This is a genomic window from Tenacibaculum sp. SZ-18 (assembly GCF_002813915.1).
Taxonomy (GTDB): Bacteria; Bacteroidota; Bacteroidia; order Flavobacteriales; family Flavobacteriaceae; genus Polaribacter.
The window spans coordinates 3,117,690-3,143,173 of the sequence record NZ_CP019335.1 but is presented as its reverse complement, the minus strand read 5'-3'; the positions used below and the strand labels follow the sequence as shown (position 1 = coordinate 3,143,173).

Below are 25,484 nucleotides of genomic sequence, written 5' to 3'. Positions count from 1 at the left end.
ACTAATTATTTAGAACAAATATAAATAACTGTTTTGTTCGTAAGATATAGCGACATTTGATTACAAGTCATTTTTTAAATAATTAAATTTGCATGTTTTTTAAGAAAATCAAATACATTCGTTACTATGTCAAAAGACATCCGTATTAAAAAAGGGCTGGATATTAAGCTCGTTGGTGAAGCAAAAAAAGAAACTGCCAAACTTTCGTTAGGTAGCGTTTTTGCTGTAAAGCCAGATGATTTTCACGGCATAATTCCTAAAATTTTAGCAAAAGAAGGTACAGAGGTAAAAGCAGGAGAAGCTCTCTTTTATAATAAAAGCGATGAGCGTATTTTATTTCCAAGTCCAGTAAGTGGTAAAGTAACAGAAATTGTTCGTGGAGCTCGTAGAAAAGTTTTAGAAATTAAAATAACAACAAACGGAACACAGGAGTACAAAGATTTTGGAAAGGTAGATGTGAATTCTATGTCAGGTGAAGAAGTGAAAACGCATTTATTTAATTCTGGTTGTTGGCCGTTTATCAAACAGCGTCCTTACGATGTTGTTGCAAATCCTAACCAAGCTCCGAAAGCAATCTTTGTTTCGGGTTATAATAGTGCTCCATTAGCTGCTGATTATGATTACGTTTTAAAAGGTAAAGAATCAGAATTGCAGGCTGCATTAACAGGCTTAACCAAATTAACAGAAGGTAAAGTCCATGTTTCGGTTGGGACTTCTAGTTCTCCATTAAAATCTATTTCAGGTGTTGAATTACATGCTTTATCTGGACCACATCCAGTGGGTAACGTCAGTACACAAATCTCTCAAGTTAATCCACTTAACAAAGGAGAAGTTGTTTGGGTAGTTTCGCCTCAAGATTTAATCGTGATTGGAGAATTGTTATTAACTGGAAAATTAAATGTTACAAGAATAGTTGCTTTAACTGGATCGAAAATTAACGATCCAAAATATGTAAACGTAATAGCAGGAGCTCAAATCTCTGATGTTGTAAAAGATAATATTGTTAATGACAATACGCGAATCATTAGTGGTAATGTGTTGTCGGGTTTACAGGTTGATGAAAATGGTTTCTTAGGGTATTATGACAATCAAATTACAGCAATCCCAGAAGGAGATGATTACGAATTTTTCGGTTGGAATAAACCAGTGTTTAATAAAATATCAACATCAAGAGCTTTAACTTTTTCTTGGTTAAATCCAAAAAAGAAGTATGATTTAAATACAAATACAAATGGAGAACATAGAGCATTCGTTGTAACTGGTTCTTATGAAGAGGTATTTCCTTTAGATATTTATCCAATGCAATTGTTAAAAGCTTGTATGTATAAAGATCTCGATGAAATGGAAGGTTTAGGAGCTTATGAAGTAGCTCCTGAAGATTTTGCATTAACAGAATTTATTTGTGTATCTAAACAACCACATCAGAAAATTATTCGTGAAGGTTTAGATTTAATGATGAAAGAACTAGGATAAGATATGGGTTTAAAACAAAATTTACATAATTTAAAAGAGAAATATAAAGGCACAAAAATGGCTCCTGCGTTTAACGCAATCCATACCTTTTTATATTTACCGAACGAAACCACTCACAGTGGAACGCATATTAAAGCGGCAGATGATTTAAAACGTACAATGAATACGGTAATTATGGCATTAATTCCATGTTTAATTTTTGGAATGTTTAATGCAGGTTACCAACATCATTTAGCTTCAGGAGAAATTGAAAGTATCGCTGGAAATTTCTTTTCTTCAAATTTCTGGAATTTCAATAACCTATGGATTGGTATTATAAAAATACTTCCTTTAGTAATTGTTTCTTATGGAGTTGGATTGATTATCGAGTTTATTTTTGCAGTTATTAAAGGACATGAAGTGGAGGAAGGTTACTTGGTAACTGGAATGTTAGTTCCATTAATCGTGCCAGTAGATTTACCATTATGGATGTTAGCAGTTGCTGTTGCATTTGGAGTTATAATCGGTAAAGAAGTATTTGGAGGTACAGGAATGAATATCTTAAATCCCGCTTTAACGATTCGTGCATTTTTATTCTTTGCATATCCAACTTGGATGTCAGGAGACAAAGTTTGGGTGCATGATGCAGTAGCGAAAGCTGGTACTCCTGATGCCATTTCTGGAGAAACTATTTTAGGTAGTTATGCACAAAATCAAGAAGTAGCATATTCAATGTTCGATAAGTTCTTTGGATTTATTCCAGGTTCCGTAGGAGAAACTTCAGCATTTTTAATTTTAGTAGGAGCAGCTTTCCTTATTTTTACAAAAATTGGAAGCTGGAGAATTATTGTATCTACCTTCTTTGGAGCAGCAGTAATGGGTATTATTTTCAATCTTATAGCTTCTAATGGAATTATTGCGGATACAAGTAAGTTCTATGGGTTAATGAGCGCAGATTGGTATGAGCATTTAATTATTGGAGGTTTAGCATTTGGAGCCGTTTACATGGCAACAGATCCTGTAACTGCTTCTCAAACAAATAAAGGTAAATTGATCTACGGATTCTTAATCGGATTTATTTCGATAATGATTCGTGTATTTAATCCAGCTTATCCGGAAGGAGTATTTTTAGCAATCTTATTAATGAATGTTTTTGCTCCGACTATTGATCACTATGTGGTTCAAGGAAATGTAAAAAGAAGATTAAAACGTTTAAAAGCTAAAACCGCCTAATTATTATGAGTAACAAGACAGACAGTAATGGGTACACGGTATTATTCGCAGTAGGAATGGTTGTGGTTGTAGGTGCATTATTAGCTTCTATATTTTCACTAACAAAACCGTTAATTACAATCAACGAAAAAGTTGAGAAGCAACAGAATATTTTATACGCTATGGGAGTTAATGAGAATGATGAAACTAGCGTTAATTTTGTAGCCGCTGATAAAGCAGAAGAAATTTTTGGAAAGTATATTACAAAGCAAGTTGTTATTGAGAATAATGTTCCAAGAGAAGATGATAAAGCATATTTAATCGATGTAAAAAAGGAACAAGCCATAGCAAAACAAGGTAAGGCTAGAAAATTACCTCTATTTGTTGGAGAAAAAGATAACCAAACATTCTATATTGCTCCTATTAGAGGAAAAGGATTGTGGGATGCTATTTGGGGATATGTTGCAATGGATAAAAAAATGGTAGTTCAGGGAGTATTTTTCGATCACAAAGGAGAAACACCTGGTTTAGGAGCGAATATTAAGCAACGTTTCTTTATGGATGATTTTACTGGAGAGGATTTGATGAGCAATGGTGAGTTCAAAGGAATCGCTGTCTCTAAGTCTAATGCAGATCCTAAAAACGATGATAAAAATGACAACGCGGTAGATGCAATTGCAGGAGCTACTATTACTGGTGACGGAGTAGCTGCTATGATTAAGTCAGAGTTAAAATTATACGTACCTTACTTTAAAACTTTAAAATAAATATGGGACTTTTATCAAAGAAAGACACAAAGTTAATCACTGACCCGTTAGCGGATAACAATCCAATTACGATTCAGGTATTAGGTATTTGTTCTGCTTTAGCAATTACAGCAGAATTACAAGCCTCAATAGTAATGTCTATTTCTGTATTATTTGTATTAGGAGTAGGTAACGTAGTAATCTCATTAATGAGAAATATAATTCCATCTAAAATTAGGATTATAGTACAGTTAATTGTAGTTGCTACCTTAGTAATTATCGTTGATTTAGTATTAAAGGCTTTTGCTTACGAATTGAGTAAGACACTATCCGTTTTCGTCGGATTAATTATTACTAACTGTATTATTATGGGACGTTTTGAAGCGTTTGCCTTAGGGAATGGACCTTGGAGATCATTCTTAGATGGTATTGGAAATGCTTTAGGATATGCTGCAATCTTAATTATTGTAGGATTTTTTAGAGAGTTGTTAGGTTCTGGTACTTTATTAGGTGTAAAAGTATTGGGAGATCCAATTGAAAAGACAGGTTTATATGCTTTAGGATATGAAAATAATGGATTCATGTTATTATCTCCAATGGCGTTAATCGTTGTTGGTATTATCATTTGGGTACAACGTAGTAGAAACAAAGCATTAATTGAAGACTAAACGCTTCGCGTTAGAATAAAATAAGAGTATGGAACATATAGAATTATTTTTCAAGTCAATTTTTATAGATAACATGGTATTTGCAACCTTCTTAGGAATGTGTTCATACCTAGCAGTATCTAAAAAGGTATCTACAGCGGTAGGTTTAGGAGCAGCAGTCATTTTCGTATTAGCTGTAACAGTACCAGTAAACTGGTTACTAGATCAATATTTATTACAACCAGGGGCTTTATCTTGGTTAGGTGAAGAATATGCAGGTTACGATTTAAGTTTCTTATCGTTTATTATGTTTATCGCAACAATCGCAACCATGGTACAATTAGTTGAGATTATCGTTGAGAAATTTGCACCGGCATTATATAACTCTTTAGGTATTTTCTTACCATTAATCGCTGTAAACTGTGCGATTTTAGGAGGTTCTTTATTTATGCAATCAAGAGAAATTCCAACTTTAGGTTTATCATTAGTTTATGGAGTGGGCTCAGGAATTGGATGGTTCTTAGCAATATTAGCAATTGCAGCTATTCGAGAGAAAATCAGATATTCGCAAGTGCCAGGTCCATTAAGAGGTCTAGGTATTACTTTTATTATTACGGGTTTAATGGCTATCGGATTTATGAGTTTCGGTGGAATGTTAACAGGTGGTGATGATGCAGGTAAGAAGAAAGAAGTAACTCAAGCTGAAGTTCAAATTGAAAAGAAAGAAAAGGCTAAGGAGGATGTAGAGAAATTAGCAACTAACACTAAAGAAATTACAGAATAATGATGTTTTTAGAAGTAAGTACAGGAGGAACAGTTGCAATAACGGTAATCGCGTTTTTAACAATTACATTGTTATTAGTTGCGTTATTATTATTTGTAAAGCAAAAACTGGCTCCATCCGGACCAGTTAAGATTACTATAAATGGAGAGAAAACAATTGAAGTTGCTTCAGGAGGAACTTTATTATCTACATTAGGTAATGAGAAAATATTTTTACCGTCAGCTTGTGGTGGAGGTGGTTCTTGTGTTCAATGTGAGTGTCACGTAAATTCCGGTGGAGGTGAAGCTTTACCAACGGAAACACCTCACTTTACGCGTAAAGAATTACAGCATGGTATTCGTTTAGCATGTCAGGTAAAAGTAAAACAAGATATGGATATTTCGATTCCAGAAGAGATTTTTGGAATTAAGAAATGGGAAGCTGTTGTCGTAAGAAATTACAACGTTGCAACTTTTATTAAAGAATTTGTAGTTGAAATTCCAGAAGAAATGGACTACAAAGCGGGCGGATATATTCAGATAGAAATACCGCAATGTGAGATTAAATATTCTGATATGGATATTACAGCTCACCCAGATGATCATCCAGGAGAGCCAAATAAATTCCAAGCAGATTGGGACAAATTTGGATTATGGCCATTAGTCATGAAAAATGACGATATAGTCGAAAGAGCTTACTCTATGGCTTCTTATCCAGCCGAAGGAAGAGAAATCATGTTAAATGTACGTATTGCTACTCCGCCATGGGACAGATCTAAAAATGCATGGATGGATGTCAATCCAGGTGTAGCATCATCTTACATATTTAACCAAAAACAAGGTGACAAAGTAACGATTTCAGGACCTTATGGAGAATTCTTTATTAATGAATCTGATGCTGAAATGTTATATGTAGGTGGTGGGGCAGGTATGGCACCAATGCGTTCACATATTTATCACCTATTTAGAACATTAAAAACTGGTAGAAAAGTAACATACTGGTATGGAGGTCGTTCTAAAGCAGAATTATTCTACATTCACTACTTTAGAGCCTTAGAAAAAGATTTTCCAAACTTCAAATTTTATTTAGCTTTATCAGAGCCATTAGAGCAAGATAACTGGAAAGTTAAAAAAGATATAAATGATGAATCAGGAGATGGTTTCGTTGGTTTTATTCACCAAGTTGTAATAGACCAATATTTATCTAAACACGAAAGTCCTGAAGATTTAGAACTTTATTTCTGTGGTCCACCATTAATGAATAAAGCAGTTCAAAAAATGGGTGAGGATTTTGGTCTTGATGATGAAAATATCAGATTTGATGACTTTGGAGGTTAAGAAAAATACTTCATAAATAAATAAAAAACCAGCAATTTTGCTGGTTTTTTATTTATTCAAATTATTGTGGGAACTCTTGTATTAATTCTTTTATTATGAAGCTTATTCGCCAATACAAGATAATGATGTTCCAGATGATAAAGTACATATTCTGCATCAAATGGAATTTTTATTGAAGAGCATGGTAATTATAGATAACGCTTCAGATTTTTACCTTGTCTTGGTAATCTACTAAAAGCGAATAATGATATTGTTGGTCCTGTATGAGTAGATATTGTATTTTATGTTGATTTTTGAATGACTTGCAAAAGGCCGTTACTATCATCAATAGAGCAATTACTAATGAACATAACTACGCTAAAATTCAGGAAATCGTTATAACATGTTTAGTTATGTTGATAAAACTTAATGAAGTTTAAAATGACATGATTTTTTATTGCTGTCAAGAAAAATATGAAAAAATGATAAAAAATCAATCTGTAGTCTTCTAACTTCTCTCAAAAAAATGATGAGTGTAATAATATTTTAATTGGCTTCCTTAAGTCTTATTTTTAATAGAAAATGTTTAAGAATTATGTATTTCTTTTTAAATATATAGATTTTACCTTTTTATTTAGAAAATACTTATACGAGGCATATTACAAAGGTTTGTTTTGTAAAAGCTTAGATTATTCATAACAGTGAAATGTAAATGGAGCTTTTAAAATCACTCTTTGATATATACTTTTCCAGTTTTATATTAGTGTTTAATAAATAGAAGCATCTAAAAATCATCGAGCTTGTAAATGGATTAGAAAATGAAATGTTCAAGTAAGAAATCTTAAGTGAAAAATATTCTATCTATTAAATTGAAAAAAAATATGATAGTATAATGCTTTTAATTTAGTTTACTAAATGTTTTAAGGAGTACAACAAAGATGACTAAAAGCTATGGAAAAATAACAAGGTGAAACGCTACGTAAAACAATTATGAATTAAACTCTCGCAAGAAAATAATAATTGATGATATTTTATCACTAATAAAGAATGTGGTTAAGGGAGATTTTAAAAGTATTGAACAAAATAGATCAAAAAAGAATCCGAACCCAAGGACAAAACTATCATGAGAATTTGTTCTTGACTTCATTCGATTTTTTAAGTTAATTAAAAAACTGACGTCATTTTTTGAGTTATACAACAAATCAATAATAGGTAATCTAGGAATTTGTTTTTTATTTACTGGGCTGTTAGTTTTTGTTATCACGTTTTTTACATATTCAATATTGTGCATTTCAGAAGGCAAAAACTAACATTCGTATATTTTTTTATTTGGCTTATTAATTTTTGTATTATTTGAAGTTTTAAATCCAAAAGTAGTTCAATAATGAATTGTCCAAGATGTAACTCAGGGGCTGTAACGAGAAAACGAAGAAAGTTATTAGAAAGAATGTGGTTTTTTAATAAGAAGAAATTTAAGTGCTATGATTGTAAGATATTATTTTTTTCAAGATAAATAAATTATAATATGGATGGCGAATCAATGTATGTATTCGTTTGAATTTACATATTACCTTAATTACTGCTGATTACCGTTGGTTTGTCAACGAATAAAAACTTCCGTATCTTTAGCCTTTGTAAATTTTAAACAAAATCTAAATAATGGATTACGGAAAAGAATTCGAAAAGTACGCTACTAAGCACCATGGGATTAGTAGTACGTATTATAATAAAATAGTAAGCGCGATGTCTCCAACTGGGCTTACTCCAAATATTATGGAAGAGCGTCAATTGAATATCACTCAAATGGACGTATTTTCTCGTTTAATGATGGATAGAATTATCTTTCTAGGAACAGGTATTAATGATCAGGTTGCTAATATCATACAAGCTCAATTATTATTTTTGGAAAGCGCTGATGCCAACAAAGATATTTCCATATATATCAATTCACCAGGAGGAGGAGTTTATGCAGGATTAGGGATTTATGATACAATGCAATTCATTAAACCAGATGTAGCAACTATTTGCACAGGTATAGCAGCATCAATGGGAGCTGTTTTAATGTGTGCAGGAGAGAAAGGAAAAAGATCAGCATTACCTCATTCAAGAATTATGATTCACCAACCTCTAGGTGGAGCGCAAGGTCAAGCTTCTGATATGGAAATTACTGTTAAGGAAATAGGAAAGCTAAAGAAAGAATTATACGATATTATTTCTAAGCATTCTGGGCAGCCTTACGATAAAGTACATGAAGATTCTGATCGTGACTATTGGATGAAAGCTAATGAGGCTAAAGAATACGGAATGATTGATGAGATTCTAAGCAGAAAGTAGTTTTTTGTATAGAGGTGAAGTAAGAATTAAAAGTAGTTATAGAATAATAAAATGTCACAAGATCAAAATTTAGAATGTTCGTTTTGTGGGCGAAAAAAAGCGGAAACAGATTTACTAATTGCGGGTATGGATGCCCACATCTGCGATAAATGTATTGAGCAAGCTTACGGAATTGTACAAGAGGAGATAGCAGAGGCGAAAACAACAAGTCTTTCAAATGATTTAATTCTTAAAAAACCAATTGAGATAAAATCATTTTTAGATGAATATATCGTGGGACAAGAGCAAACTAAGAAAGCTATGTCTGTGGCAGTTTATAATCACTATAAAAGATTATTACAAGCAAAAGCACCTTCAGATGGTGTAGAGATTGAAAAATCAAATATTGTATTAGTAGGAGAAACAGGAACGGGTAAAACATTAGTTGCAAGAACAATTGCGAGAATGTTAAACGTACCATTTTCTATTGTAGATGCGACTGTTTTAACACAAGCTGGTTATGTTGGTGAAGATGTGGAAAGTATTTTAAGCAGATTATTACAAGCTGCCGATTATGACGTTGAAAAAGCAGAACGTGGTATTGTTTTTATCGATGAAATTGATAAAATAGCTCGTAAAGGTGATAATCCATCGATAACTAGAGATGTTTCTGGAGAAGGTGTGCAACAAGCGTTATTAAAATTGCTTGAAGGTGCCGTAGTAAATGTAGCTCCAAAAGGAGGAAGAAAGCATCCAGAACAAAAGTTTATTCAAGTGAATACAAAAGATATTCTTTTTGTTGCTGGTGGAGCATTTTCAGGAATCGATAGAATCATAAGTAAGCGTTTAAATATGCAAGCTGTTGGCTACAGTGCTTCAATTGATGAGGATAAAATCGATGAGGAAAATTTATTACAATATATTATTCCGGCAGATTTAAAATCTTTTGGTCTAATTCCAGAGATAATAGGTCGCTTACCAGTATTAAGTTATATGAATCCACTTGATGCTAAAACATTAAGAGCAATTTTAACCGAGCCAAAGAATTCTATTATTAAGCAATACACAAAATTGTTTAAAATGGATGATGTAGATTTTTCAATGACCGAAGATGCATTGCAATATATAGTTGATATGGCTGTTGAATATCGTTTAGGAGCGCGTGGTTTACGTTCTTTATGTGAAGCAATTTTAACAGATGCAATGTTTGAGTTACCTGGTTCTGATATTAAAGATTTTGAAGTAACTAAAGACTATGCTGAAGAGAAGCTTACTAAAAAAGCACTTCAAAAACTAAAAGCGGCGTCTTAAAACATAAAAAATATTGAATAAACCTCGCAAATCTTATATTTGCGAGGTTTTTTATCTTTAAAGTATGATATCCAAACAAACCATAGATCAAGTTTTTGAGACTGCTCGTTTAGAGGAGGTAATAGGGGAGTTTGTCCAATTGAAAAAATCAGGAAGTAACTTTAAGGGACTAAGTCCGTTTACTGACGAAAAAACTCCGTCTTTTATGGTTTCTCCTGTCAAACAAATTTGGAAAGATTTTAGTACCGGAAAAGGAGGAAATGTTATTACTTTTTTAATGGAACACGAACACTTTTCGTATCCAGAGGCTATTAAATGGCTCGCTAAAAAGTATAATGTTGAAATTGAAGAAACGGAACAAAGCGAAGAACAAAAGAAGCAAGTAAATGAACGAGAAAGTATGTTCTTAGTTTCTAAGTTCGCTAAAGATTATTTCCATGATGTGTTAATGAATACACAAAAAGGAAGAGCAATTGGGTTATCATACTTCAAAGAAAGAGGTTTTAGAGAAGATACTATTGAAAAGTTTGATCTTGGATATTGTAAAGATGAATGGAGTAACTTCACAAATGCAGCTTTAGAGAAAGGTTACGACATTAAATACTTAAAATCTACCGGACTCACAATTGTAAAAGAAGGTGGTGAAAAAGATAGAATGTTCGACCGTTTTAAGGGTAGAGTTATGTTTCCAATTCACAGTATGTCTGGTAGGATTCTTGGGTTTGGAGGAAGAATATTAACTAACGACAAAAAAGCTGCTAAGTATTTAAATTCTCCTGAAAGTGATATTTACCACAAGAGTAAAATCTTATACGGTTTGTATCAAGCAAAAAAGGAAATTGCCAAACAAGACAATTGTTTTTTAGTAGAAGGCTATACAGATGTAATTTCATTTCATCAGTCCGGAATTGAGAATGTTGTAGCTTCTTCGGGAACGGCTTTAACCCCTGAACAAATTCGCTTAATTAACCGATTAACAAATAATATTACGGTTCTTTTTGATGGTGATGCCGCCGGAATTAGAGCATCTTTAAGAGGTATTGACTTGATTCTTGAACAAGGAATGAATGTTCGAGTTGTGACTTTTCCAGATGGTGAAGATCCCGATAGTTTTGCAAAAGCGAATTCAGATGCTGAATTAAAGAAATATTTAGAAGAAAAAGCTCAAGATTTTATCGAGTTTAAAGTGTCTTTATTAATGAGAGAGGCACAAAATGATCCTGTTAAAAAAGCAGGTTTGATTAGAGATATTGTAACGAGTATTTCTAAAATTCCAGATGGAATTCAAAGGGAAGTATACGTTCAAGAATGTGCACGTATAATGGATATTTCTGAAAGGGTAATTTTTAGCGAACTCGCTCAATTAATTCATAAAGGACAAAAAGATCGATCAAAGGGAGATCGATATTCGAATACTACTACAACGCAATTAAAACCAGTTCGAGAAGAACCAAAAAAACCAAAAATAAATAGTTTATTTCTTTTAGAACAGGAGATTATTAGAATTTTATTGCTTTTTGGTAACGAAGAGATTGAATTGGTAAATTGGGTACATTCACAAGACAAATATGGACGTCCAACAATTGAAAAAGAAGAATATACAAATACAGTTTCAAACGAGTTATATCTGAATCTACAAGAAGATGAAATTGAGTTTACTAATGGAACTTTCCGAGATGTTTATTATGAAATTATTCATCAACTAAATCAAGATGAGCAAATTTCAATTGATAAGCTAATAGCTAGTGAAAATGGTTTAGTTTCTAGTCTGGTTACCAACATTTTGATGGACGAAGAAAAGTATGAGTTAAGTGATTGGGAAAGGAAGGAAGTGTTTGTAACTGCCACTCAGAAGATTCTTCCAAAATTAGTAACTGATGCAATTTTGAATCTAAGAAGAGTGTTGATTGAAATTAAAATTAATGCTATAATTAGGGAGGCTCAAGAAAGTAAAGATGAAGATAAATCGCTTGATTTTGAGGAGGTAGCAAATTATATAGAGCTTAAAAAATTACTTTACGAGAAGCTAAATCGTGTAGTTTAACGTCTTTTTCCTCAGTAAAAAGGGGGGATTCTCTTGTTTTTAACTATTTTCTTATTGAATATCTTTGTAAGGTAGTTTGTATTATTCTTCTAAAATTAACAAGAAGAATGATTTATATTCAAAATTTTGATTTTAAAATCAAAAAACAATAAAAAATAGATAATAATTTCACAATACCAATTATTTTTTAGTACCTTGACATCCCCTAAAGAAAAGAGACAGAAATAAAACTAAATCAAAAACTATGAGAAAATTGCTTCAAATAGGCAAGTTAATTCTATTGTTAATAGAATTACCATTTCAAATTTCTAACGGGCACAAAAAGAGGGCTTACAAAAAAATCAAGCAGGTAATGGTATCTGCAAATTTACTTTAGCACCTTAGGAATTTCACAGACAGGTATAGCTACCATTTTATGTTGGTTAATAGTATTTAGGTGAGTATAAATTTTATATACCTCTTTTTCACGACCAGTAAAGTCCTCCACTTTTTTACCTGCATTTTGTATTTGCATAGCCCATTCCAGTTCATTGTAAGAAGCACCTATCTGATCTTCATCAGTGCGGCTATCACCGAATAAACCGTCAGTTGGCTGCGCTTTTTGAATTGATTCAGGAACTTCTAGGTGTTCACCCAGTGTAAATACTTCAGATTTCACTAAATCGGCAATCGGACTTAAATCTACACCTCCATCTCCATATTTAGTATAAAATCCTACACCAAAGTCTTCTACTTTGTTACCAGTTCCTGCAACTAATAAACCATGTAAACCCGCCAAATAATATAAAGTCGTCATTCTCAAACGAGCTCTTGTATTAGCTAAAGTCAAATCCAATTTTTGTGAAGCATCAACAACAGGAACAACAGTTTTAAAATCTTCGAACGTAGAAGTCAAATTTACCCTTGCATCACTTACATTAGAGAAACGTTCCTTTAATTGGGCTATATGTTCTTGAGCTCTATTTACTTGACTTTGTGCTTGGTGAATTGGCATTTCAACACACAAGGTAGCTAAACCTGTTTTCGCACATAATGTTGAAGTAACAGCAGAATCAATTCCTCCTGAAACTCCTACCACAAAACCATTCACTTTAGCATTAACGGCGTAATCTTTTAACCAATTTGTTATGTATTCAGCAACTTTCGGAGTATTCATGTTATACGATTTTATTAAATTCGGAGTTTATTATTTGTAACGTAAAGATAGCTATTTAATGCGAAAAATATTCTACTTTTCATTGATGACATTGTTCGCTATGTCCTGTAAAAACGAAAACAAATTAGAAGTCGATGTTTCTAATATTAATATTGATTTAAAGTTGGCTCGCTTTGATGTAGATTTTTATAATTCTTCACCCGAAACTTTATCAAAAATTAAAGAAATATACCCTATGTTCTTTCCACATGATATTGATTCTGTTTGGTTGAATAAAATTCAGAATAAGGATGAGCAAGAATTATTTGCTGAAACTCAAAAGATATATCCGAATTTAACCTCTTTGGAGAAGCAACTCGAACAACTCTTTCAATATGTAAAATATTATGATGAAAATTTTCAGGAGCCAGTTGTTATTTCAATGCTAACAAATGTCGATTATGAAAATCGTGTTCTTTTTGATTCAGAGTTATTATTAATTTCTCTTGATTGTTATTTAGGAGCAACACATAAATTTTACATTGATTTTCCTGAATATATAAGACAAAATAATAGGGAAGAACATATTATAGTAGATGTGGCTAACGCAATCATCAATAAACAAATGAATCCTAATAGCGAGCGCAGTTTTATTAATAAAATGATATATGAGGGTAAAAAAATGGCCGTACTAGACTCATATTTACCTAATGTTTCAGATCGTGAAAAAATTGGGTATACACAGAAAAAGTTTGATTGGGCGATGTCATCGGAAGAAGATATTTGGAAGTATTTTATTGAAAGAGAATTGTTGTACGATACGAATGCCAAGTTGAATAAACGTTTTTTGGATATAGCCCCATTTTCAAAGTTTTATTTAGGGGAAGATCATTTGTCTCCAGGTAGAATTGGAGTTTGGATTGGTTGGCAAATTGTTAGGTCTTACATGGAGAATAATGACGTATCTTTGTCAGAACTTTTAAGAACAGAAGAGGATATTATTTTTAAAAAATCAAAATACAAACCGAAACGATAATGGCAATAGTACATACATCAGAAATAAAATTTAATGTTGGATTAGACGAGAATAGAGTTCCAGAAGAGATTTCGTGGAACGCGCAAGATGGTGGGATTTCTAATGAAGCTTCAAAAGCAATCATGTTGTCTGTTTGGGATCATAAACAAAAAGATACATTGCGTATGGACTTATGGACCAAAGATATGCCAGTAGATGAAATGAAGCAGTTTTTTCATCAAACATTAGTATCAATGGCAGATACTTTTGAACGTGCTACAAATGATGAAAAAATGAGTGCTACTATGCGAGATTTTTGTGATTATTTTGCTGAGAAATTAGAGTTGATTAATAAGTAAACAATATATAATAAGTTCATAAGTACGGTTTTTCCTTACCAAAAGTATGGAGAAACCGTACTTTTTTTTAGAATTAAATTATAATTTTGTAAAAAAGTTCAATTCTGGCGTAACATTTGCACTCGTTTTAGAGTCTAAACAGTACAGTTACACAAAAACATATAATATGTCATTTTTTAATTTTTTATTGGGGCGAAAAAAATCAAATGAAACATATGAGAGTGTTGCTATTGATAATGATTTACTCCAAAAAAAGCAACGTTTAATTAAATTCAATCAGGTTTTAACAGATTATGCCGACAAGGTTTATCAAAGATGGTCTTACTCTAAAACGGAAGAGGAAAGAGGTAAGTTGATAAAAGTTTCCTTTGGTTTAAATCGGTTTTTACATGAATTGAATGATGAACTTCGAAATAGAAACTATAGCGAAGGTACCATTAAGGAATGTGAGGATATTGAAAAACAATTACAAGCCTTGTTCTAGACGATTTTAAGGAGGTTATGAGTGACTTTTAATTTGTTGTAATATTCTCTTATAATCTTCCTTATTGGTTACAAAATCTAGTTCAGAAACGTCTATAACTAAAATATTTAAATTTTGCTGTGTTCTTATAAAGTTGGTATATCCGTCGTGGATTTTTTCCAAATATGCAGCTTCAATATTTTGTTCATAAGCGCGACCTCTTTTTTGAATGTTTTGAAGTAGTCTTTCTGTATTTTGGTACAAATAAACATACAAGTCAGGTTTAACAATTTCCTTGTACATTAAATCAAACATTTTACGATATAATTTATACTCGTCATTTTGAAGGGTAACTTGAGCAAAAATCAATGATTTAAAAATATAATAGTCAGAAACGATAAAATTTTTGAATAAATCGAACTGCGCTAAATCATCAGAAAGTTGTTGGTATCGATCGGCTAAAAAACTCATTTCCAATGGAAAAGCATAACGCTCTTCGTCTTTATAGAATTTAGGTAAAAATGGATTATCAGCGAATCTTTCCAGTACAATTTTTGCATTAAATTCATCTGACATCATATTAGCCAATGTCGTTTTTCCGGCTCCAATATTTCCTTCAATAGCGATATAATTGTATTTCTCAGCAATCGAAATGGGTCTTTTTAACTTTGTATGAATTATTGATATTTTTGAAGTATCTGAACAGTTTTTTAAACAAATTCCTATTTGTTTTTTTTCAATAGGATGGATTAAAGTATTTGCGATCTCTGCGAGTGGTGCTAAAGCAAACTTACGTTCCAACATTCTTGGGTGAGGAACGATTAAATTTTTAGAAAATATAATTTCATCATCAAATAAAAGAATATCAAGATCAATTAAACGATCGGAATATTCGTTACCTTCTTTTCGAATTCGTCCTAATTCCTTTTCTATTTTCAATAATCGCAGGATGAGTTCCTCTGGAGGTAAATAAGTTGAAACTTTGATACAAGTATTGTAAAAATTATCACTAACAAAACCCCATGAAGTAGTTTCATAAATAGATGCGATGTCTACAACATTTCCAATTTCTTCAGCAATCAAATTAATTGCATCTTGTAAATTATTGAATTTATCTCCTCGATTCGTTCCTAAAGATAAGTATGTAATACGTTGTATTTTCAAAGTAGCTTTTTAGTGAAGCAAAGAAACAAAACCTTATACTATTTATGTTGATTTTGATCTGTTTTTTATTAACTAATATTATAATGTAGAGTCTTTGTATTCTTTCAAAAATTACCTATTTAAGAATATATGTTTCCAGCTGTACAATTTTATTGGTTAAGTGATTGCTCATTTGAAAAACTAACAATTATCAATTATTTCACTACATGATTTCATACTATATTCGATATTTTTAATAACTCTTGAGATGTCTTTAGTATTTATTCTTTCATTTATCGCCTATGATTCAGGTTAAAATATTGCGTCGGCAGGAATAATATCTAATGGAGGATTTGTAATCGTATTCATAATTGTATTTATATCAATGACAGAATAATTAAGGGTAGAGTTTGAGAGATACTGGTAAATCTAATAAAAAAGGAACTTGACAGTAAAAAGTAAAAATGAAAAAGAGAAGATAGAGATTAGTTCAACGTTTTTCATGTAATGTTTTTTCTGGATTAATGTTAAATAAAGAAGACTTTAATTTTTACGTCTATATAGGAATCCTTAAAAAGATGGAAGGGTTACGTAAGGAAAAATGGATTAACAAGTTTTAAGATTACTTAAGAATAGAGTGATCTGTAAAAAAGAGCTTTGAAAATATAAATTTAAAGGTAAAACCACCTTAAAAGTTTATATTTTCTGTGCTAAAATTTGTTCAGGTAGAATTATCAAAACCTAAGTATTGTTTGTAACAACCCTTTCAAGTTACAATAAAAGTTTTTGCTTAGTTGAATATTGTTTGCCGCACCATTGTTTACAGAATATCATTTTCTTTGATATCAAATAATTTAGCAGGTTCAAACTAATTATCACTATTCGAGTTAAGATACTCATCACTATTTAAAAGATGTAAATAACTCTAAGCTTCTATCAAAGTAATGTTTTCAGTTTTTGGCAGTTTAAACTTTATTTCAAGAGGAAATTCAAGGTAATAGTTGATTGCGCCAATAGGTACGTTTGGGTTAGTGTTTGCTTTGTTAGAGGTGTAAAATTTGAATGACAGTTTCTGAAAACGGAAACGCAGGGAAATTTATCGTTTAATTAATAATTAAAAGGAGTTCTATAAGGCTATGCAATAAATAAAAAAAATCGTCAAGTAAAATTGACGATTTTTTTAACATTTATGAAAATAATAAATTCTAGTTTTCTTTTTTATCTTCTCTAGGCTTTCTGTCTTCTCTAGGTTTTTTATCTTGTCTAGGAGGTCTTGGTAATAAAGCTTTTCTAGAAACTTTTTCCTTACGGGTCTTAGGATCTACACCGAAGTATTTTACATCAACAATATCACCGATATTTACAACATCAGTAACGTTGTTAGTTCGTTCCCAAGCTAATTCAGAAATGTGCAATAAAACCTCGTTTCCTGGAGCCTCAGTATACTCAACTACTGCACCAAAATCAAGAATCTTTACAACTTTAGTTTCGTAAACGCTTCCTTTTTCAGGTTTAAAAGTGATTGCTTGAAGTCTAGCTAATACTTTATCAATACCTTCTTGACTAGTTCCCAAAATTTCAACGATTCCTTCTTCAGTAACTTCATCTTCGTTAATAACTATTGTAGTCTCGGTTTCTTTTTGTAACTCTTGAATGTGTTTTCCTCCAGGTCCAATAACCGCACCAATATAGTCTCCCGCGATACGAACTGTAACCATTTTAGGAGCATGAGCTTTTACTGATTCGTTTGGAGTTGCGATTGTATCTGTCAATTTCTCTAAGATATGTAAACGACCATCACGAGCTTGTTTTAGAGCCTTTACTAAAATTTCATAGGAAAGACCTTTAATTTTAATATCCATCTGACAAGCTGTAATTCCATCTGCAGTTCCAGTTACTTTAAAATCCATATCTCCTAAGTGATCTTCATCACCTAAAATATCAGATAAAACAGCATAACGATCACCATCAGAAATTAAACCCATAGCAATTCCTGAAACAGGCTTTTTTAATTTTACACCAGCATCCATCAATGCCATTGTACCAGAACAAACAGTTGCCATAGAAGAAGAACCGTTACTTTCTAATACTTCAGAAACAACACGAACAGTATAAGGACAGTCTTCTGGAACCATTCCTTGTAATGCACGTTGTGCTAAATTTCCATGACCTATTTCGCGACGAGAAGTTCCTCTTATTGGTCTCGCTTCTCCTGTTGAAAATGGAGGGAAGTTATAGTGTAAGTAAAAACGCTCCTCGTCTTGTAATGTAGGTGAATCAATCATATTCGCATCTCTAGAAGTTCCTAATGTAACTGTAGCTAATGCTTGAGTTTCTCCTCTTGTAAAAATTGATGAACCATGTGTTCTTGGTAAATAATCTACCTCACACCAAATTGGTCTAATATCTGTAGTAGTTCGACCATCTAAACGTAATCCTTCGTTTAATGTCAAATCACGTACAGCAGCCTTATGTGCTTTACTAAAGTATTTAGAAACTAAATCTCCGATTTCTTCTAATTCTTCTTCAGTAAACATAGCTAAAACTTCTTCTTTTACTTCCGAAAAAGCCAATCCTCTTTCTTGTTTAGAAGTTCCTTTTTTAGCAATATCGTAACATTTTTGGTAAGTCGCTTCATGAATTTTAGCTGCTAATTCTTCATCCTCTGCTTCACCTTCGTATTCACGAGTTTCTTTTTTACCAAATGCTTCTGCTAATTTAGTTTGCGCCTCACACTGAACTTTAATAGCTTCGTGTGCAACTCTAATAGCTTCTGCCATTTCCTCTTCAGAAACTTCATCCATTTCTCCTTCTACCATTGCTACGAATTCACTAGAAGCACCAACCATTAAATCGATGTCCGCTTCTTGTAATTGAGCTCTACTTGGATTAACGATGAATTCTCCATTTACACGTACTACACGCACTTCTGAAATAGGAGCTTCAAAAGGAATGTCTGATAATTGAATAGCTGTAGAAGCTGCTAATCCAGCTAATGCGTCTGGCATTACTTCAGGATCATGAGACATTAATTGAATCATTACCTGAGTTTCTGCATGATAATCTTTCGGGAATAATGGACGTAAAACACGATCCACTAAACGCATAGTTAAAATTTCTTCGTTACTTGGCCTTGCCTCACGCTTCATAAATCCACCTGGATATCTACCAGCAGCTGCAAATTTTTCTCTATAATCTACAGTTAAAGGTAAAAAGTCAATACCTGGATTTGCTGTTCTTGCCGATACGACAGTCGCCAGTAACATTGTGTCTCCCATTCTTACAACAACAGAACCATCTGCTTGTTTTGCTAACTTTCCAGTTTCTAATGTGATAGTTCTTCCGTCTCCAAGTTCAATTACTTGGCTAAATACTTTTGGAATCATAAAATGTTTTCTAATAAAAAATTAATTTTTTAGGTTGTGTGTTGTGTTGTGTGTGTTGTTGTTTCAATGGAAGTTGAAATAAGTTACAACTTTTGCTAAAGATAACAAAAAAGAGGCTGAAAATTCCAGCCTCTTTTTATTTAGGTATTATTTTCTAATTCCTAATTCTTTAATGATTGCACGATATCTGCTGATATCTTTTTTCTTAAGGTAGTCTAACAAGCTTCTACGCTTACCTACCATTTTCACTAGAGAGCGCTCAGTATTAAAATCTTTACGATTCTTTTTTAAGTGCTCAGTTAAGTGATTAATTCTGTGAGTAAATAACGCGATTTGTCCCTCTGTAGAACCTGTATCTTGTGCGCCTTTACCGTGCTTTGCAAAAATGTCTTCCTTTACTTCTTTAGTTAAATACATACCAATATTGTTTAAATAATTTTAATGTACCAATGAATTTCATTGAAGTGGCAAATGTACAATTAATTTTTGAAATTTTATATTAGGGATATTCTTAAATTGAATAATCTTTTTTATTTCAAATTAAACCTTTTTAGAATCTTCAAGTCAAAGAATCAGATTAACTTTTAATACTTATAATTATGATACTTAAGGTTTTTAATTTACGACTATTAGCAATAATTGGAATGGTAGTGTTGGCTTCATGCTCTGATGGTGAAGGAATAGATACGACAGAAACAGATTTAACTACAGACGATGTTGAAGCTGTTGTTTTAGCAGATGACATTACTGCCGATATTGACAATATTTTAGAAGATGATGATAACGATTTCAATTTATTAGGGAAAGGTGTTGATCAGAGTAAAAGTAGTGTTTCTGATTGTGTGGTTCGCACTGTAGAAGAGAATCCAAATGAAAATACTGTGACAATTACTTTAGATTTTGGCGAAGGATGTGTTGGTAAAAGAGGTAGAGAATTTGCAGGCAAAATAATTATTGTTTATGAAAAAACAGATTCAGGATATTCAAAGTCTGTAACCTTTGAAGAGTTATCAATAGACGGAAATCAGTTGGAAGGATCGAAATCTATTGTGAAAGTTAAAGAGAATGGTAATGGAAATAAGGAAGCTACCCATACAGTAGATTTAAGTTTGACTTTATCATCAGGTGAAACTGTAGTATTGGAAGGAACAAGAATTCGCGAGAAAATTGAAGGTGATAATACGTTTTTAAGGGGAGATGATGTTTATTCTATTTCTGGTAGTTGGAAGTTTGTCAATAAATATGGTATTGAGTTTACTGGAACAATTACAGAAAACTTAAGAAGAGAATATGCTTGTAAATATATAGTAAGTGGAGTTACAGAGATATCAAAAAATGGTGAAGTTTACACACTTGACTTTGGAGATGGGTCGTGTAATAATAAGGCTACCTTAACCAATGCAAATGGAGAAAGCATGGAGATTTCGTTAAGAAATAAATAGGTAGAGATAGTAGTTTTTCAGTTGAAAAAAACCAGCCTTTTGGGCTGGTTTTTTGTTTTATGCTCTCACAGGTTGATTTTGTATTAAATCTAAATACAGGTTTACCTGTTTTTTCAGGTCTTTCCTTTCATAAATTCCGTCTAAGAAACCGTGTTCTAATACAAATTCAGATCTTTGGAACCCTTCAGGTAATTCTTTTCCTGTTGTATCTTTTACAACTCTAGGTCCAGCAAATGCGATTAAAGCATTTGGTTCAGCAATGTTAATGTCTCCCAACATAGCGAAAGACGCTGTTGTTCCTCCAGTAGTTGGATCAGTACATAAAGAAATATATGGAATCTTTGCATCTGCTAATTGAGCTAATTTTGCAGAAGTTTTTACCAATTGCATTAAGGATAAAGAAGCTTCCATCATACGTGCTCCACCAGATTTTGAAATCATTAAGAAAGGAGTGTTATTCTGAATTGAGTAATCAATAGCTCTTGCTATTTTCTCTCCAACAACACTTCCCATTGAACCTCCAATGAAAGCGAAATCCATTGAAGCAATTACTAAATCTTTACCTTGCGATTTTCCCACTGCAGTTCTTACAGCATCTTTCAATCCTGTTTTTTCTTGTGCAGCTTTTAAACGCTCTGGGTATTTTTTAGTATCCTGAAATTTTAAAGGATCTTTTGCTGTTAACTTCTCGTTAAGTTCAGTAAATTCATTATTATCGAAGAATAATTCAAAGTATTCTTTACTTCCTACTCTTACGTGATAACCATCTTCTGGACTAACATAAAGATTCCTTTTTAACTCATCTGTGTCAATAATTTTTCCACTAGGAGTTTTGTACCATAAACCTTTAGGAGTGTCTTTCTTCTCTTCTGTAGGGGTTTGAATCCCTTTATCTTTTCGTTTAAACCAAGCCATATTACGATGTATTATAGTATTTAGTCAGTTTGTTATTTAGCCCGCAAAATAAGTAAAAAACTAAAGTTAATTACCAAAATTAAACTAAAATGTGATTAAAAATCTATAATGTATCGATGTTGTTCAGGTCTTCAAATGCTTTCTTCAAACGAGTTCTAAAGGTAATTTCACCTTCACGTAACCATTTACGTGGGTCGTAATATTTTTTATTTGGTATATCGTCACCCTCTGGATTTCCAATTTGGGTTTTTAAATACTCAATTTTATCAGTCATGTAATCCCTTATACCTTCATTAAAAGCAAATTGCAAATCTGTATCAATATTCATTTTAATTACACCATAACCGATTGATTCGCGAATTTCTTCTACAGTTGATCCTGAGCCACCGTGGAATACGAAATCGATAGTGTTACTTGGGACGTTATACTTTTTAGAGACGTATTCTTGAGAATTCTTTAAAATTTTTGGAGTTAATTTTACATTCCCAGGTTTGTATACACCGTGAACATTTCCGAAAGCCGCAGCTACTGTAAATTGGTCGCTTATTTTCATTAACTCTTCATATGCATAAGCAACCTCTTCAGGTTGTGTGTATAATTTTGAGCTATCAACATCAGTGTTGTCAACTCCATCTTCCTCACCTCCAGTTATTCCTAATTCAATTTCTAAGGTCATACCCATTTTACTCATTCTAGCCAAGTATTCCTTACATATTTCAATATTTTCTTCTATTGGTTCTTCAGACAAATCAATCATATGAGAACTATATAAAGGCTTTCCAGTTTCTGCGAAGTGTTTTTCACTAGCATCCAATAATCCATCGATCCAAGGTAATAACTTTTTAGCAGCATGATCTGTATGTAAAATCACAGGAACTCCATAAGCCTCTGCCATTAAATGGATATGTTTTGCACCAGCTATTGCTCCGGCAATTGCAGCTTTTTGATCTTCATTAGATAATCCTTTTCCTGCATTAAATTGTGCTCCACCATTCGAAAATTGAATAATTACAGGAGCGTTTACTTCTTTTGCAGTTTCTAAAACTGCGTTTATTGAATTTGAACCTACAACGTTAACAGCAGGTAATGCGAATGCTTTTTCTTTTGCTAATTTGAAAATCTCTTGAACTTCTCGTCCAGTTGCAACTCCAGGTTTTATCATTTTATAAGTTTTAGATTGATGTCATGAAGATAACAAAACTACATAAAAAATCGTGTAAAAGAAGAAAATCAAGAAGAGATTACGATTACGTTATAGTTAAGTATTTTTTTAGAATGGATAGTTGATTCCAATATTATATACTGCATTTGAGAATCCAAAATTTTGAAACCATCTTTTGTCTGTTAAGTATGGTTCACGTACTTTAAATCCTAAGTCTAAACGAGCTATTAGAAATTTAAAATCATATCGAACTCCAAATCCGGTTCCAACAGCGATATCAGTCAACGATTTTAATCCTGAGAAACGAGATTCTTTGTCTATTAAAGGAGAGTTTGTAATGTCCCAAATATTTCCTGCATCAATAAAAATTGCACTTTTTAAACTTCCAGCGATGTCAAATCGATATTCAAATGAGGTTAAGAATTTTAAACTCCCAATATTATATTCTAAACCCGGTAACCTTCTACCTGGTCCTAGTTCATATGTTCTCCATGCTCTAATGTCATTTGACCCCCCTGCGAAGTAACTTCTTGAAAACGGTATTGCAGAATTACCATATGTAATTATTGCTCCTAATAGTGTTCTGTGTGCGATCACATTATTTTGACCTAAATCCCAAAATTTTTTATACTCGATATCAGTCTTAAAGTACTGAGCAACTGGGATTTTAAAAACTGTTTTTTGATTGTTTTCATTGGTTTGATTGGATAACAATCCCATAATATTTCCCGAATTTGCTATTCTAAATCTGAAATAAGAAAAGTCCTTATCCTTAACATTTTCTTGATTGTTGTATGTAAAAGCATAAGCTATTTCCGGTATAAGGAAATCTGAGGTAACAATTATGTACCTATTTATAATGTTTGATAGGATTGTTGCATCTGAGGCACTCAAATTAGGGGAGCTAGCAATGCTAATTGCGTAATTAGTAATGGCTTCAAAGTTTCCAGGGATATTTTCAGGTGGAGTAATATTAGGAATAGTGTTTTTTCCAATATCAATTAAACTTCTATATTCAGACCTATAAATATTAAAATAATTACTAACATTTAAGTTTCTTACATATTGAGCATTTATTAATTCTAATTGAATTGATTTTTTTCGGTTAAAATTCCATCTGTAATCGACCCCAAGAGAAATGTTTTGTTTGTCAAGAGCTATATTTTTTTGAATATTTAAACCAGAAGAAAAAATAGTTCGAGGTTGCATTCTTTTCGGAACTAATTTGTGTAAACCGAAAGGTGCCATAAATCGTGGAACTTCAAGAGATGCGTTCGTACCTATCTCGTAACCAGGTCCGTTGCTCGAATTGAAATAACCTCCAGAAAACGATAATTTAAATATTTCTGATCCTTTAAAAGTATTTCGGTTTGTAATCGAAAACTTGGCTGAAATATCGAAGTTTCGAATATTAGAACGTGATAGTTCTGTTTCTACACCTATTGTGTATTTCTCTCTTGGAGTTAAGAATATATTAGCTTCCAAACCTTCATCATCATTCATTAAAGAACTATACCTTATTGAGGTAGATTTGAAATTTCTTAAAGCTCTTAAATGAGATTGAGTTAAATTTCTTAGCGAATCGGTATAAATTTGATTAGGTTTGATAAAAACCGATTGACTTAAATATTTTGGATTATATCTTAATTTTTCATGAGCAAAAAACGTAACACCATTATAGGAAATAGAGTCTAAATAGGGAACATTTCTCTTGTTATAAGTGTAATCGGTATAAACGTTGATGTTTTTTATTTTTTGAATTTTGAAAGGCTTAGAAATATAGTTTCCATCTTGCTCAACTAATCGATCTAAAATTCCTAATTCAACTTTTGTTTTTTGGTAGTCTTTTAAGGTATCATTAATAAACTCTATATAATTTTCATTAAAATGATAAACACCGTTATTTCTGAAAAGTTTTACTAAACGATTTGCTTCATTAATGAAACTTTGATTTTTGTATTGCTCTCCAACTTTTAGAAAGCTATTTCCTTTTTCCCTTGTGTATATCGAATCTAATACTTGTGAGCGAATGTTTATTTTAATTGAGTCTAAAAATGATGGTTTATTCTTCTCAACAAAGTAAGAAATTGCGCCCTTTTTCTCTCCAACGGTATCTTTCTTTGACCATACTTTAGCTCTGAAATAACCTTCTGTTTGAAAATACATTCGTAAGTTGTTAACTGTACTTTTTGTTTTTTTGTCACTTATAATTTCAGGTGCTTGCCCGTTATTAAGATACCATTGATTAAGTCCTATAAATGAATTAGCAACTGCAATACTTTGTTTTTCAGAGAAAATATCTTTGAAAGTATTGTACCATTTTGGGTGATTTTTTTTCCATTCATCTACATCCTGTGATCCTTTTGGATTTCCTAAGTTATAGAAGTACAATGATAAAGGAAGACCAATAGCACGGGCATTTGTGCGTTGAAGTAGAAGTTCTTTTAATTTTTCATCATTACGCTCAACATTATCTACTGTAATGGTGTTTTTAGTTAATAATAACTCATTTACTGGGACATGTTTTGTTGTGTTACATGAACTTAGCAGTATGGTGAATAATAAATAAAAAGAAAGTTTTTTCATTAACTTTACGCTGCGTATTTAGTACTTGATTTACGCTTGTTTTAAGTAGTAATACATTTAAAATAAACGTAGAT

20 protein-coding genes are annotated in these 25,484 nt (G+C 32.1%); 13 read left to right on the top strand and 7 right to left on the bottom strand.

The window, feature by feature from the left end; genetic code table 11:
* Positions 1–126 precede the first annotated feature (126 nt).
* From BTO06_RS14120 to dnaG, 9 genes are all read left to right on the top strand, one after another.
* Positions 127–1,473 (top strand): Na(+)-translocating NADH-quinone reductase subunit A, encoded by a 1,347-nt coding sequence (locus BTO06_RS14120; RefSeq protein WP_100925930.1) that lies wholly within the window; start codon positions 127–129, stop codon positions 1,471–1,473.
* A gap of 3 nt (positions 1,474–1,476) precedes the next feature.
* On the top strand, positions 1,477–2,685 hold the full coding sequence (locus BTO06_RS14115) for an NADH:ubiquinone reductase (Na(+)-transporting) subunit B (RefSeq protein ID WP_100925929.1): 1,209 nt from the start codon (positions 1,477–1,479) through the stop codon (positions 2,683–2,685).
* A gap of 5 nt (positions 2,686–2,690) precedes the next feature.
* Entirely contained in the window at positions 2,691–3,431 is a 741-nt protein-coding gene (locus BTO06_RS14110; RefSeq protein WP_100925928.1) for a Na(+)-translocating NADH-quinone reductase subunit C, read from the top strand.
* A gap of 2 nt (positions 3,432–3,433) precedes the next feature.
* Entirely contained in the window at positions 3,434–4,078 is a 645-nt protein-coding gene (locus tag BTO06_RS14105; RefSeq protein WP_100925927.1) for an NADH:ubiquinone reductase (Na(+)-transporting) subunit D, read from the top strand.
* A 28-nt stretch (positions 4,079–4,106) separates the two neighbouring features.
* On the top strand, positions 4,107–4,841 hold the full coding sequence (nqrE, locus tag BTO06_RS14100) for an NADH:ubiquinone reductase (Na(+)-transporting) subunit E (RefSeq protein ID WP_100925926.1): 735 nt from the start codon (positions 4,107–4,109) through the stop codon (positions 4,839–4,841).
* A 2-nt stretch (positions 4,842–4,843) separates the two neighbouring features.
* The gene (nqrF, locus tag BTO06_RS14095) at positions 4,844–6,157 is read left to right on the top strand and encodes an NADH:ubiquinone reductase (Na(+)-transporting) subunit F (protein WP_100926797.1); all 1,314 of its coding nucleotides are present in this window, start codon (positions 4,844–4,846) and stop codon (positions 6,155–6,157) included.
* Positions 6,158–7,795: 1,638 nt separating this feature from the next.
* Positions 7,796–8,470, top strand: coding sequence for an ATP-dependent Clp endopeptidase proteolytic subunit ClpP (clpP, locus tag BTO06_RS14085; RefSeq protein ID WP_100925924.1), 675 nt, complete (start codon positions 7,796–7,798; stop codon positions 8,468–8,470).
* A 51-nt stretch (positions 8,471–8,521) separates the two neighbouring features.
* The gene (gene clpX, locus BTO06_RS14080; protein WP_100925923.1) at positions 8,522–9,760 is read left to right on the top strand and encodes an ATP-dependent Clp protease ATP-binding subunit ClpX; all 1,239 of its coding nucleotides are present in this window, start codon (positions 8,522–8,524) and stop codon (positions 9,758–9,760) included.
* A 64-nt stretch (positions 9,761–9,824) separates the two neighbouring features.
* Positions 9,825–11,804, top strand: coding sequence for a DNA primase (dnaG, locus tag BTO06_RS14075; protein ID WP_100925922.1), 1,980 nt, complete (start codon positions 9,825–9,827; stop codon positions 11,802–11,804).
* A gap of 367 nt (positions 11,805–12,171) precedes the next feature.
* On the opposite strand, the gene nadE is transcribed toward dnaG, so the two are convergent.
* Positions 12,172–12,960, bottom strand: a complete 789-nt coding sequence (gene nadE / locus BTO06_RS14070; RefSeq protein ID WP_100925921.1) for an NAD(+) synthase — start codon at positions 12,958–12,960, stop codon at positions 12,172–12,174.
* A 58-nt stretch (positions 12,961–13,018) separates the two neighbouring features.
* On the opposite strand from nadE, the gene gldB reads away from it, so the two are divergent.
* The 3 genes from gldB to BTO06_RS14055 all read left to right on the top strand — a co-directional run bounded on the left by gldB (position 13,019) and on the right by BTO06_RS14055 (position 14,797).
* Positions 13,019–13,975, top strand: a complete 957-nt coding sequence (gene gldB / locus BTO06_RS14065; protein WP_100925920.1) for a gliding motility lipoprotein GldB — start codon at positions 13,019–13,021, stop codon at positions 13,973–13,975.
* Positions 13,975–14,313 (top strand): gliding motility protein GldC, encoded by a 339-nt coding sequence (gene gldC / locus BTO06_RS14060; RefSeq protein WP_100925919.1) that lies wholly within the window; start codon positions 13,975–13,977, stop codon positions 14,311–14,313. Before gldB ends, gldC begins: the two co-directional genes overlap by 1 nt.
* A 166-nt stretch (positions 14,314–14,479) precedes the next feature.
* Positions 14,480–14,797 carry a hypothetical protein gene (locus tag BTO06_RS14055; protein WP_157811870.1) on the top strand — a complete coding sequence of 106 codons (318 nt, stop codon included), beginning with the start codon at positions 14,480–14,482 and terminating at the stop codon, positions 14,795–14,797.
* Positions 14,798–14,812: 15 nt separating this feature from the next.
* Here the strand turns inward: BTO06_RS14055 and folK are convergent, their stop codons facing one another.
* The 3 genes from folK to rpsO all read right to left on the bottom strand — a co-directional run bounded on the left by folK (position 14,813) and on the right by rpsO (position 19,722).
* Complete coding sequence (folK, locus tag BTO06_RS14050) at positions 14,813–15,940, bottom strand: 2-amino-4-hydroxy-6-hydroxymethyldihydropteridine diphosphokinase (protein ID WP_100925917.1); 1,128 nt, start codon at positions 15,938–15,940, stop codon at positions 14,813–14,815.
* Between the two features lie 1,184 nt (positions 15,941–17,124).
* On the bottom strand, positions 17,125–19,305 hold the full coding sequence (locus BTO06_RS14045) for a polyribonucleotide nucleotidyltransferase (protein WP_100925916.1): 2,181 nt from the start codon (positions 19,303–19,305) through the stop codon (positions 17,125–17,127).
* Between the two features lie 147 nt (positions 19,306–19,452).
* On the bottom strand, positions 19,453–19,722 hold the full coding sequence (gene rpsO / locus BTO06_RS14040; protein WP_100925915.1) for a 30S ribosomal protein S15: 270 nt from the start codon (positions 19,720–19,722) through the stop codon (positions 19,453–19,455).
* Between the two features lie 182 nt (positions 19,723–19,904).
* Between rpsO and BTO06_RS14035 the strand changes: the two genes are divergently transcribed.
* The gene (locus BTO06_RS14035) at positions 19,905–20,747 is read left to right on the top strand and encodes a hypothetical protein (RefSeq protein ID WP_100925914.1); all 843 of its coding nucleotides are present in this window, start codon (positions 19,905–19,907) and stop codon (positions 20,745–20,747) included.
* 57 nt (positions 20,748–20,804) lie between these two features.
* Here the strand turns inward: BTO06_RS14035 and accD are convergent, their stop codons facing one another.
* The 3 genes from accD to tamL all read right to left on the bottom strand — a co-directional run bounded on the left by accD (position 20,805) and on the right by tamL (position 25,410).
* A complete protein-coding gene (gene accD, locus BTO06_RS14030; protein WP_100925913.1) occupies positions 20,805–21,662 on the bottom strand; it encodes an acetyl-CoA carboxylase, carboxyltransferase subunit beta in 858 nt (285 codons plus the stop codon).
* 103 nt (positions 21,663–21,765) lie between these two features.
* Positions 21,766–22,824 (bottom strand): class II fructose-bisphosphate aldolase, encoded by a 1,059-nt coding sequence (gene fbaA / locus BTO06_RS14025; RefSeq protein ID WP_100925912.1) that lies wholly within the window; start codon positions 22,822–22,824, stop codon positions 21,766–21,768.
* 108 nt (positions 22,825–22,932) lie between these two features.
* On the bottom strand, positions 22,933–25,410 hold the full coding sequence (gene tamL, locus BTO06_RS14020; RefSeq protein ID WP_100925911.1) for a translocation and assembly module lipoprotein TamL: 2,478 nt from the start codon (positions 25,408–25,410) through the stop codon (positions 22,933–22,935).
* Between the last annotated feature and the right edge of the window lie 74 nt (positions 25,411–25,484).

What these genes read in the sequence shown, in the direction of transcription:
- BTO06_RS14120 (WP_100925930.1), top strand. Translation starts at nt 127, where the DNA reads ATGTCAAAAGACATCCGTATTAAAAAAGGGCTGGATATTAAGCTCGTT.
- BTO06_RS14115 (WP_100925929.1), top strand. Translation starts at nt 1,477, where the DNA reads ATGGGTTTAAAACAAAATTTACATAATTTAAAAGAGAAATATAAAGGC.
- BTO06_RS14110 (WP_100925928.1), top strand. Translation starts at nt 2,691, where the DNA reads ATGAGTAACAAGACAGACAGTAATGGGTACACGGTATTATTCGCAGTA.
- BTO06_RS14105 (WP_100925927.1), top strand. Translation starts at nt 3,434, where the DNA reads ATGGGACTTTTATCAAAGAAAGACACAAAGTTAATCACTGACCCGTTA.
- nqrE (WP_100925926.1), top strand. Translation starts at nt 4,107, where the DNA reads ATGGAACATATAGAATTATTTTTCAAGTCAATTTTTATAGATAACATG.
- nqrF (WP_100926797.1), top strand. Translation starts at nt 4,844, where the DNA reads ATGTTTTTAGAAGTAAGTACAGGAGGAACAGTTGCAATAACGGTAATC.
- clpP (WP_100925924.1), top strand. Translation starts at nt 7,796, where the DNA reads ATGGATTACGGAAAAGAATTCGAAAAGTACGCTACTAAGCACCATGGG.
- clpX (WP_100925923.1), top strand. Translation starts at nt 8,522, where the DNA reads ATGTCACAAGATCAAAATTTAGAATGTTCGTTTTGTGGGCGAAAAAAA.
- dnaG (WP_100925922.1), top strand. Translation starts at nt 9,825, where the DNA reads ATGATATCCAAACAAACCATAGATCAAGTTTTTGAGACTGCTCGTTTA.
- nadE (WP_100925921.1), bottom strand. Translation starts at nt 12,960, where the DNA reads ATGAATACTCCGAAAGTTGCTGAATACATAACAAATTGGTTAAAAGAT.
- gldB (WP_100925920.1), top strand. Translation starts at nt 13,019, where the DNA reads ATGCGAAAAATATTCTACTTTTCATTGATGACATTGTTCGCTATGTCC.
- gldC (WP_100925919.1), top strand. Translation starts at nt 13,975, where the DNA reads ATGGCAATAGTACATACATCAGAAATAAAATTTAATGTTGGATTAGAC.
- BTO06_RS14055 (WP_157811870.1), top strand. Translation starts at nt 14,480, where the DNA reads ATGTCATTTTTTAATTTTTTATTGGGGCGAAAAAAATCAAATGAAACA.
- BTO06_RS14045 (WP_100925916.1), bottom strand. Translation starts at nt 19,305, where the DNA reads ATGATTCCAAAAGTATTTAGCCAAGTAATTGAACTTGGAGACGGAAGA.
- rpsO (WP_100925915.1), bottom strand. Translation starts at nt 19,722, where the DNA reads ATGTATTTAACTAAAGAAGTAAAGGAAGACATTTTTGCAAAGCACGGT.
- BTO06_RS14035 (WP_100925914.1), top strand. Translation starts at nt 19,905, where the DNA reads ATGATACTTAAGGTTTTTAATTTACGACTATTAGCAATAATTGGAATG.
- accD (WP_100925913.1), bottom strand. Translation starts at nt 21,662, where the DNA reads ATGGCTTGGTTTAAACGAAAAGATAAAGGGATTCAAACCCCTACAGAA.
- fbaA (WP_100925912.1), bottom strand. Translation starts at nt 22,824, where the DNA reads ATGATAAAACCTGGAGTTGCAACTGGACGAGAAGTTCAAGAGATTTTC.
- tamL (WP_100925911.1), bottom strand. Translation starts at nt 25,410, where the DNA reads ATGAAAAAACTTTCTTTTTATTTATTATTCACCATACTGCTAAGTTCA.